8 protein-coding genes are annotated in these 10477 nt (G+C 67.7%); 3 read left to right on the plus strand and 5 right to left on the minus strand.

The annotated features are described in order from the left end of the window. Positions 1-9: 9 nt before the first annotated feature. The 5 genes from ACMX37_RS12135 to ACMX37_RS12155 form a co-directional block, all read right to left on the minus strand. Positions 10-1206 (minus strand): acyl-CoA dehydrogenase family protein, encoded by a 1197-nt coding sequence (locus ACMX37_RS12135; protein WP_088913512.1) that lies wholly within the window; start codon positions 1204-1206, stop codon positions 10-12. Between the two features lie 214 nt (positions 1207-1420). Next, on the minus strand, positions 1421-2512 hold the full coding sequence (locus ACMX37_RS12140; RefSeq protein WP_483146171.1) for an LLM class flavin-dependent oxidoreductase: 1092 nt from the start codon (positions 2510-2512) through the stop codon (positions 1421-1423). 127 nt (positions 2513-2639) lie between these two features. Beyond that, complete coding sequence (locus ACMX37_RS12145; RefSeq protein ID WP_483146172.1) at positions 2640-3554, minus strand: aldo/keto reductase; 915 nt, start codon at positions 3552-3554, stop codon at positions 2640-2642. Between the two features lie 2 nt (positions 3555-3556). Further along, positions 3557-4561, minus strand: coding sequence for a LacI family DNA-binding transcriptional regulator (locus tag ACMX37_RS12150; RefSeq protein WP_483146173.1), 1005 nt, complete (start codon positions 4559-4561; stop codon positions 3557-3559). Beyond that, positions 4558-6510 (minus strand): alpha-glucosidase, encoded by a 1953-nt coding sequence (locus ACMX37_RS12155; RefSeq protein ID WP_483148408.1) that lies wholly within the window; start codon positions 6508-6510, stop codon positions 4558-4560. The genes ACMX37_RS12150 and ACMX37_RS12155 overlap by 4 nt, the downstream gene beginning before the upstream one ends. Here ACMX37_RS12155 and ACMX37_RS12160 point away from each other — a divergent pair. The 3 genes from ACMX37_RS12160 to ACMX37_RS12170 all read left to right on the plus strand — a co-directional run bounded on the left by ACMX37_RS12160 (position 6452) and on the right by ACMX37_RS12170 (position 10412). Beyond that, a complete protein-coding gene (locus tag ACMX37_RS12160) occupies positions 6452-6586 on the plus strand; it encodes a hypothetical protein (protein ID WP_483148442.1) in 135 nt (44 codons plus the stop codon). The genes ACMX37_RS12155 and ACMX37_RS12160 overlap by 59 nt on opposite strands. A 119-nt stretch (positions 6587-6705) precedes the next feature. Beyond that, positions 6706-9021, plus strand: coding sequence for a TonB-dependent receptor (locus ACMX37_RS12165; protein WP_483146174.1), 2316 nt, complete (start codon positions 6706-6708; stop codon positions 9019-9021). 110 nt (positions 9022-9131) lie between these two features. Next, the gene (locus tag ACMX37_RS12170) at positions 9132-10412 is read left to right on the plus strand and encodes an MFS transporter (protein ID WP_483146175.1); all 1281 of its coding nucleotides are present in this window, start codon (positions 9132-9134) and stop codon (positions 10410-10412) included. Positions 10413-10477: the final 65 nt, after the last annotated feature.

Consider the following 10477-nt stretch of genomic DNA (forward strand, 5'->3'; position numbering starts at 1 on the left):
TCGAGGTGCTTACAGACCGAGGATCATCTTGGTGATGATGTTGCGCTGGATCTCGTTGGACCCGCCATAGATCGAGGTCTTGCGCATGTTGAAGTAGGTCGCCGCCGCGTGCTGGGCATAGTCGGGACCGACCGGGTGCTCGTTCGATCCGTTGTCGTTCGACACCCCGCCCATGTAGGGCGCGGAATAGGTGCCGACCGCCTCCAGCGTGAGTTCGGTCAGGCGCTGCTGGATCTCGGTGCCCTTGATCTTGAGGATCGAGCTTTCCGGCCCCGGCCCCTTGCCCGCCTGCTCGCCCGCGAGCGTGCGCAGCTCGGTGATCTCGAGGGCCGCCAAGTCGATTTCGAGCTGGCTCACCTTCTTGGCGAAGTCGAAGTCCTTGATCAGCGGCTGGCCGTCGAGGGTTTCATGCGTGGCGATCTCGCGCAGCTTCTCGATGCCGCGCTTGCTGCGCGCCACGCCCGCGATGCCCGAGCGTTCATGCGCGAGCAGGAACTTGGCGTAGGTCCAGCCCTTGTTCTCCTGCCCGACGAGATTCTCGACCGGCACGCGCACGTCGGTGAGCCAGGTCTCGTTGACCTCGTAGCCGCCGTCGAGAAGCTTGATCGGCTTCACTTCCACGCCCGGCGTCTTCATGTCGACGAGGATGAAGCTGATCCCCTCCTGCTGCTTGGCGGTCGGGTCGGTGCGGCACAGGAAGAAGCCCCAGTCGGCATATTGCGCGAGCGTGGTCCAGGTCTTCTGGCCGTTGATGACGTAGTGGTCGCCGTCGCGCACCGCGGTGGTCTTGAGGCTGGCGAGGTCGGAGCCCGCGCCCGGTTCCGAATAGCCCTGGCACCACCACACCTCGCCGCTGCGGATGCCGGGCAGGTGCTTGGCCTTCTGCTCCTCGCTGCCGAAGGTGTAGATCACGGGGCCAACCATCGACACGCCGAAGGGCAGCGGCATCACCGCGTTGATGCGGGCGTTCTCTTCCGACCAGATGTAGCGCTGGGTCGGGGTCCAGCCGGTGCCGCCGTATTCCACGGGCCATGCCGGGACCGACCAGCCCTTCTTGCCCAGCACCTTGTGCCAGGCGAGGAAGTCCTCGCGCGCCATGTCCTCGCGCATGCCGAAATCGGCGAGGTGCTTGGGATAGTTCTCGGCGATGAAGGCGCGCACTTCCTCGCGGAAGGCCTGCTCTTCGGGGGTGAATTCGAGGTTCATGGGGTCTCTCTCCAGACTGCGTTTGCCGCTTTGCAATACGCTTTGTCACGGCGCGCGGACGCGGAAAAGAGGGATTTGCGCAGCCCTTCCGCGAGACGTGCATGCAGTAGCGTCATGTTCCACGTGAAACATGCAATGACCTGCCGATGATAGGGCAACGGCCGTGCAACGGGCAGGGAATCGCTGCGGCGACTCCGAGCCCTGCTTCGCTGGCCTACATCTCCAGCGGCCCGTGCTGGATATGCGGCAGCACGTGGCGGGCGAAGAGGTCGGCTTCCTGCATGTGCGGATACCCTGAGAGGATGAAGGCCTCGATCCCCTCGGCCTGGTAGGCGCGCAGCTTGGCGAGCACCTGATCGGGCGTGCCGACGATCGCCGCCCCGCAGCCGGAACGCGCCCGGCCGATGCCGGTCCACAGGTTCTCCTCGACGAAGCCGTCGCCATCGGCGGCCCCGCGCAGTTCCTGCTGACGCTGGACGCCGTAGTTCTTGGCATCGAGGCTCTTCTCGCGGATCGCCCGGCCCGCCTCGTCGTCGAGCTTCGAGAGCAGGCGGTCGGCGTAGTGGCGCGCTTCCTCCTCCGTCTCGCGCACGATGACATGGACGCGGTAGCCGAACTTGAGGCTGCGGCCATACTTCGCCGCGCGCTCCTTGAGGTCGGCGATGTTGGCGCGGACATTGTCCATCGTGTCAGGCCACATCAGGTAGACATCCGCCGCCTCGGCCGCACACTCGCGCGCCTCGTGGGAAAGGCCGCCGAAATAGAACGGCGGGCACTTGCCCGAGAGCGTGGAGATCCGCGGCGGATCGAGCTTGAGCTTGTAGAACTCGCCGTCGAAGTCGAGATGCTCGCCGTTGAGCAGCGTGCGGACGATCTTCATGATCTCGGTGCCGCGGCGGTAGCGCGGGCCGCTCTCGATCTTTTCGCCCGGCATGTCCGAGGAGATGATGTTGACGTTCAGCCGCCCGCCGGTGCCGGCGGCGTTGGGGCCGAGGATGCGGTCGAGGGTCGCGATGCGGCGCGCGAGCTGCGGCGGCCAGTCCTCGCCCATGCGGGTCGCCCAGAGCAGCTTGATGCGCTTGACCTGCGTGGCGACGGCAGCGGCGAAGATCGTGGTGTCGACCCCGAGCTGGTAGCCCGAGGGCAGGAGGATGTTGTCGAACCCGCCTTCTTCCGCGCGCAGCACGATGTTGCGGCAATGCTCCCAGCTCGACTGGAGGTATTTGTCGGGCACGCCGAGGAACTCGTAGTCGTCGTCACACAGCGCGGAGAACCACGCGATTTCGCATTGTTGCTGGTCAGTCATGGCTTTGTTCCCATCCCAATTTCCGTTCGCCCCGAGCTTGTCGAAGGGCCACTTTTCTCTTCAGACCACCCGCGCATCCTCAAGAAGGACGGTGCTTCGACAAGCTCAGCACGAACGGGGTTTGGCGTTACGGCAAAGGCACGCCCCGCGCGGCGACCAGCACCGCGTACCATTCGGTGCGCGTCCAGCGGACCCGCAGCGCCTGTGCCCCTTCCGCGATGCGGGCGGCATTCTGCGACCCGATGATGGGCACGATCCCCGCGGGGTGCGCCATCAGCCAGCTGTAGGCCGCCACCGTGCGCGACACCCCCTGCGCCTCGGCCACCGCATCGAGCGCAGCCGCCACCGCCTTGTCGCGCTCGCTCTGCGGCGCGGCGAGACGCCCGCCGCCGAGCGGCGACCATGCGAGCGGGGTCAGGCCGAGCACCATCGCCTGGTCGAGCTCTCCGTTCTCGAAGCAGTCGATCCGCAAGGGGCTGATCTCGGGCTGGGTGGTCACCAGCTTGTTGTCCAGGAACCGCGCGAGCGCCGCCGTCTGGAACTTGGTGAAGTTCGAGACGCCGAGCGCCTTGACCTTGCCGCTCGCCACCGCGTCATCCAGCACGCGGGCGACCTCCTGCGGGTGGGCGAGGATGTCCGGCCGGTGGATCTGCCACAGGTCGACCGAGTCCACCTGAAGGCGGCGCAGGGAATCGTCGATCGCCTTCCTCAGATAGTCCGGGCTCTGGTCGTAAGGCAGCGGCGGGAGGATGCCGCCCTTGGTGGCGAGCACCATCCGGTCCCTCAGGGAAGTATCGGCAGCCAGCACCTCGCCCAGCAGCACCTCGGCATCACCGAAACCGCCCTGCCCATCGAAGCCGTAGATGTCGGCGGTGTCGAGGAAGGTGATCCCGGCATCCAGCGCCGCGTGGACCAGCCTCGCCGCATCGGCCGCGGTGCGGCCGTTCTCGGCCAGCCGCCACATTCCCCAGGCGATGGGCGACACTTCGATGCCGCTGGCACCGAGGGTCCGGGTTGCGGGCGGCAGGGGCAGTTCACTCATTGTCAGTTCCTCTTTGGGGGCGCGACCGAGGCGCGCTCGACGAGTTCGTGGGGCAGGCGCTTGTGGGTGATGTCCCCGCCCGCGATCAGGATTTGCGTTGCCGTGCGGGCGAGGTCCGCCATCGGTTGGCGGATGGTTGTGAGCGGCGGCCAGACGGTGCGCGCCAGCGTGGTGTCGTCGAAGCCCGCGACCGACAGCTCGTCGGGAACCTTGATGCCCCGGTCATGCGCCACCGCGAGCACGCCCGCCGCCATGTCGTCGTTGGAGGCGAAGATCGCCGTGGGGCGGCCGGGCTGGTCGAGCAGGGCCTTGGCGCCGCGCACGCCGGAGTCGAAATCGAACTCCCCGTCGACCACGAGGCTCGGCTCGAAGGGGATGCCGACACGGTCGAGGGCGCGGCGGTAGCCGAACAGGCGGTCGTCCGAGGCCATGTGGTTCGCGTGGCCCTTGATGAAGCCGATGCGGCGGTGCCCGGCGTTGATGAGGTGCGTGGTCATGTCGTCGGCGGCCTGCGCATCGTCCATGAACACGCTGGAGGTCAGCGCGTGGTTTGTCCCCGGCGAGATGCGCACGAAGGGCACGTCCATCGTCTCCAGCGCGCGCAGGACCGGATCGCAGTCGGTGACGGGCGAGGACAGGATGATGCCGTCGACATGGGTCTCGCTGACGAGCCCGCGCACCTGCTCGCCCACGCGCGGATCGGCGACGTCGACCGGCTGGGCGAGGAGGCGGATGCCGCCCTCGTGGCACACGTCCCAGCAGCCCTTCTGGATCTGGAACATGTAATAGGGGCTGTGGTTGTCGTAGATCAGCGCGACCTGCCCCGACTTCGCGCCCGAGAGGATGCGCGCCGCGACCGAGGGGCGGTAGTCGAGTTCGGCCATCGCCTGCTCGACCCGCGCCTTGAGTTCGGCGCTGACATAGGGGTGGCCGTTGAGCACGCGGCTCACCGTCTTGACCGCCACGCCCGCGCGGGCGGCGACATCCTTGATGTTGGCGCGGCTCATGCGGCGAGTTCCTCGAACAGCGGCGCGAAGGCGCTGGCTGCGCGGTAGAAGACCGGCGGCTGTCCGACCGGCGCGGCCACGTCGTGCCAGCCGGGAGCGAAGCCCTCGCCGCTCCACAGGTGCCGCCACTCGCCCGCCGGCAGATAGACCTTGCGCATCGCCGTCCCCGCTTCGATCACCGGTGCCACCATGAGGTCCGCACCATAGAGATACTGGTCCTGGATCGTGAAGGTCTCGCGATCCTCGGGGTGATGCAGGAACAGCGCGCGCTGCGCCGGGAGGCCCGTCGCCTGCGCCTCGGCGACGAGGTGGCGGACATAGGGGGCGAGCGCCGCATGCACCCGGCTCCAGCGGACAAAGCCCGCGATCAGCTCAGGGGTGCTGTCGATCTGAAGATTGTCGTCCGGACGGTTGCCCTCGTGGGTGCGGAAGACGGGGGAGAAGGCGCCCAGTTCGTACCACCTGAGAATCAGCTCCTCCGTCCGGACATTGCCGAAGAGGCTGGTGTAGCCGCCGACGTCGGAGTGGCTGAAGGCATTGCCGACGAGGCCGGACGACAGCGCCGCGGCGACCACCGTGCCGATGCCGTCGTGGCGGCTGAAATCGACCGACTGGTCGCCCGCCCACAGCAGCGGGCAATGGGCCTGCACGCCCGTGTGCCCGGCGCGCATGAACCACAGCACGTCACCCGTCTTGCCGCGCGAGGCGACCGCGCGGGCATTGACCTCGGCCCAGCGCACCGGCCAGCGGTTGTGCTCCTGCATCGGGTCGCCATCGAAGAGGCGCAGATCGGTGGGGAGATATTCGCCGAAGTCCGCCATCCACCCGTCGAGCCCGAAATCGAGCATCCGCTTGCCGATCACCTCCTCCGCGAACCACTCGCACGCGGCCGGGTTTGTGAAGTCGACCACGCCCGCGTCGAACTCGCCGAAGTCGACCAGATAGGGTTCGTCGGCGTCCAGCCGAAGCGCGAAATAGCCCTTGGCCGCAGCCTCAGGATAGAGCGGGCCATCGACCGCCAGATAGGGGTTCACATAGCCGAGGAAGCGGATGCCGCGTGACTTCAGGGCGGCGATGCGGGCGGGGAGGTCGGGGTAGCGCGCGGGGTTCCACTGCCAGTCCCAGAACAGCCGCCGCCCGAAGCTCGTCTCGCGGATGCCGACCCAGTCCTCGCACCACAGGCCCGATACCGCCGCACCCGCATCGATCAGGGCAGCGAGCCGGTCGAAGGAGGCCTCGCCCTGCTTGAGGCCGACCACCGCGCCGCCCAGCGCCCAGTCGGGCAGGGCGTGGCGCGGGCCGAACCTTTCGCCCAGTTGCCGGACGCAATCGGCGGGCGCGCCCTCGAACAGGTCGATGGCGACTTCGCCTGACCATACGTGGACCCTGAGCTTACCGGGCTCGCGCGCATCGAGTTCGACATATTCCGCATTGGCGAGGCTCAGCGCCCAGCCGCCCGAACACAGCACAGTGGGTTCGGGGTAGTTGGTCGTCCAGTAGTCCCCGCCCGCGAAGCTCCCGTCGGCACTCGCCTGGTCGGTGAGCGGGGTGCCGGGTTCGCGCCCGACGCCGGGCTCGCTGGTCCAGATCGGGAAGTTGCGGCCATTGAGGACGAGGTGGCTCATCTGCTCGCCCCCGCCCCACAGCACGTCGCCCTCGGCCAGCGCGAAATCGAGGGTCATGCGGTCGTGGCCCGAGAGCGCCGCCAGCGTCAGCCGCGCGCCATCCAGCCGCACCGCCACCTGCGCCGCGGAATCGGCGCTTTCGAGCAGCCAGGCATCCTTGTCCGCGCGATTGCTGCGAATGAGTGGCGATGCTGCCACACTGGCGTCCGACAGGCGGAAATTGCCGCGCACCATCGTCACCGTCGGATTGCCCGAAGCCACGGAAATGGCGAGACAATCCGGCGCATGGCGCAGGATCGTGCGGCCCGCGAGCCGCAAGCCCAATCCGCCGTCCGAAGGCACCAACTGCACCATTCCCACCCTGCATACCTATGCCGGCCTGTCCCTCGGCCGGTTCTGACACCGCTTGACAGATCAGGACAGAAAGCGCAACCCGACCGCCGAAAGATCGACCGCACGGGCGAGGGTCTTCGCATCATCGCCCGAAAGAATCGATCACCTTGCAGGGGAGAGAATCGAATGCCCGCCACCACCCGTATCGCGCTCAAGACGCTTGCCCTCTCGGCCAGCACGCTCGCACTCGTGACCACCGTCCCGGCCGCCGCACAGGTCGAGGAAATCGTCGTAACCGCCCAGAAGGTCGAGGAAAACGTCCAGGACGTGCCGATCGCGATCACCGCGGTCTCGGGCGACCGTCTGGATCAGGCGGTGGTCTTCAGCCTCGAGAACATCTCCACCGTCGTGCCCTCGGTGACCTTCCGCAAGGGCACCACCAGCGCCAACAGCGCGATCGTGATGCGCGGCGTGGGCACCATCAGCTTCTCGGTCGCCGCCGAGCCCAGCGTGTCCACCGTTGTCGACGGCGTGGTGCTGAGCCGTTCGGGCCAGGCCTTCATGGACCTCGTCGACATCCAGCGCCTCGAAGTGCTGCGCGGGCCGCAGGGCACCCTGTTCGGCCGCAACGCCTCGGCGGGCCTCGTCAACATCGTCTCGGAAGGCGGCACCGACAACTTCCAGGCCGAGGTCAATGCCGACTGGTTCGAGGGCGAGGAATACCGCCTTCGCGCCGCCCTGTCGGGCCCGATCGCCGAGAACCTGACCGCCCGCCTCACCGGCTTCTACGGCAGCTTCGACGGCAACATCACCAACATCAACGGCGGCACCAACCGCAAGGTCAACGGCTACGAACGCTACGGCGTGCGCGGCATCATGGACTATGACGACGGCGGCAACCGCGTCCGCCTGATCGCCGACTACTACAAGGCCAACGACGATTGCTGCGCCGACGTGACCGGCGCCAGCCGCGGCGCGCAGCAGGATGCCGAGCTGAACCTGCCCGGCGGCGTCGCCATCGGCGAGAAGCAGCGATTCATCAACCACAACCTCGTCACCTCGACCGAGGACGAGCAGTGGAGCCTCACCGGCTCGGGCGATTTCGAGATCAGCGACACCCACACGCTGAGCGTGGTGCTGGGCTATCGCAACTGGTTCAACCGCGAGCTGCGCGAGGGCGACTTCCTGCCGCGTCCGCTGGTGGGCGTGGGCGAGCTGCACGACGACGGTGTGGTCAAGACCGAACAGGTCTCGGCCGAAATCCGCATCGCGTCCGACCAGACCAAGCCGTTCTTCTACCAGGCGGGCGTCTTCGCCTGGCAGTCGGACAACTCGCAGGACTTCACCCGCCGCAACGTCACCTGCGCCAGCTCGACCCTGCCGGTCGATCCGCGCACCGGGGCGCGGCCGTGCAACCTCAACGACCGGGTGAACACGCTCTTCCCCTTCGCCACCTCGCGCAGCGACGTGCGTTCGGTGAACTACGCGATCTTCAGCCAGGCGACCTACCGCTTCACCGAGCAGCTCTCGCTGACCGGCGGCCTGCGCTACACCTGGGATGACCTCGAGTTCACCCACACCCGCGCGCCGGGCGTCAATGCTGCGACCGGCCTGCCGGCGACCGGCCCGGGCGTGGTGGCGAACCCCGCGGGCGGCCTCGTCGCCAACGGCGGCAACGGCACCAACACCAGCCGCGGTGCGACCACCAACGGCAACCTCTCTGGCCGTGCGGTCATCCAGTTCGAACCGACCGAGGACATCATGCTCTACGGTTCGTACACCCGCGGCTACAAGGGCCCGGCCTTCAACGTGTTCTTCAACCACACCGCGCCCAACAACGCGCGGCCGATCGACGAGGAGCTGTCCGACAGCTTCGAGATCGGGGCGAAGACGCAGTTCCTCGACAACCGGGTGCAGCTCAATGTCGCGGCCTTCACCGTCACCTATGACGGCTTCCAGGCCAACAACTTCATCGTCGTCAACGGTGCCACGGTCTCGAACCTGACCAACGCGGGCACGGTGAAGTCGGAAGGCTTCGAAGCCGACCTCATCGTCGCCCCGATCGACGGGCTGAACCTGCGGGCGAGCGCGGCCTATGCCGATGCGCGCGTGAAGGAGTTCAACCCCAACCCGCTGACCAACGCGCCCGACGCGCGCAACGGCACCCGCCTGCCGCTCGCGCCGGAATTCGTCTGGACCCTCGGGGGCGACTACACCACCGACCTGGGTGATGCGGCGCGGCTCTATCTCAACACCGATTTCCGCCACACCAGCAGCCAGTTCTCGGACCTCGGCAATGCCGGCCCGATCGACTCCTACGGCATCTGGAACGCCTCGGTCGGCGTGTCGGACCCGGAAGACAAGTATCGCCTGACCTTCCACGCCCGCAACATCGCCGATACCGGCTACGTGCTGCTCAACGTGGAGAACGGGCGCCGCCTGCAGATCCCGCGCGATGCGGACCGCTATGTCGGCGTGAGCCTGCGCATCCGGACGCGCTGAGCCGCACCGGAAACGTGATGCAACAGGGGGCCGTCGGAGCGATCCGGCGGCCCGCTTTGTCTGGGGCGCTGCGCTTGCCCTGCCCTGTCGAGGAAGCCTAGGAACCCGTGATGGCCGCCGACCATTCCCACCCGCCGATCGCCCCCCGCTTGCGCTGGTCACTGTTCACGGTGCTGTGCATCGCGGGCGTGTTCAACGCGATGGACCGCCCGATCATCGCCATCCTCAAGCCCGACATGATGGCCGATTTCGGCTGGACCGACAGTGACTTCGGCGATCTGGCCGCGGTCACGCAGTTCTCCGCCGCCTTCGCCTTTCTGTTCACGGGCTGGCTGGTCGACCGGCTCGGGGTCAACCGCTCGATGCAGGTCGGGGCGTCGGCATGGAGCCTGGCGGCGATGGCCCACGGCTGGGCGATGACGACCTGGCAGGTGGTCGCCGCAAGGGTCGGCCTCGGCGTGACCGAGGCGGTGCAGACCCCGCTGACGATCAAGACCGTCGCCGCGCTTTTCCCCCCCGACACCCGCAGCTTCGCCTTCGGGTTCGCGACCATGCTGGCCGGCGCGGGGACGATCGCCATGCCTTTCGCGATCCCGCTGCTGGCGGCCGAGGTAGGCTGGCGCGGGGCGCTGGTGGCAGGCGGGATCGGCGGATTTCTGTCGCTCCTGGCCTGGATATGGCTCGCCCGCGGCGTGCAACAGCTGCGCAACGACCCCGCAACGGCAGAGCAACGACCCGGCGACGCCCCGGCACCTGACCGCTACGGCGCGATCCTCGCGAACCGCCAGACCTGGGGCATCGTCGTCGCCAAGGCCATTTCGGACATGACCTGGTGGTTCATCAATTTCTGGCTCGCCGATTACTACCGGAAGGAATTCGGCCTCTCGACGCTCGAACTGGCGGTGCCGCTGGCGATTGCCTTCGCCGGGTCGGGCCTCGGCGCCTTGCTGGCGGGCTGGGCATCGACGAGGCTCCTCGAGCGCGGGGTCAGCCCGGACCGGGTGCGCAAGGGCGTGATGCTGGTGTCGGCCCTGGTCGTTGCCCCGCTCCCCCTGGTCCTGCAACTCGACAGCTTCTGGCCGGTGGCGGTGATGATCGGCGTGGTGATGGCCGGGCACCAGGGCTTTTCCCTGTCGATCTTCTCGACCATCACCGACGTGGTGCCGCAGGCCAAGGTCGGGCGGGTGACGGCCTTCGGCGCCTTCATGGGCAACATGGGCGGGGTGGCGATCTCGCTGGTGACGGGCCGGGTGCTCGACGCCGGCCTCGGCTATGTCCCGCTGTTCGTCTTCGCCGCCGCCTCCTACCTGATCGCGCTGGCGTGGTTCCGGCTCCTGATCCCCGTGATCCGGCGTCCGGAGGAAGAGGAAGCGCGCGCCGCTTTCGCCTGATGCGCCTGCGGGCGCGGTTGCATTGGCGGGCCATGCGGGCTACGATATGACACCGCAAGACAGAA

This window comes from Porphyrobacter sp. THAI-01a, from assembly GCF_056868655.1.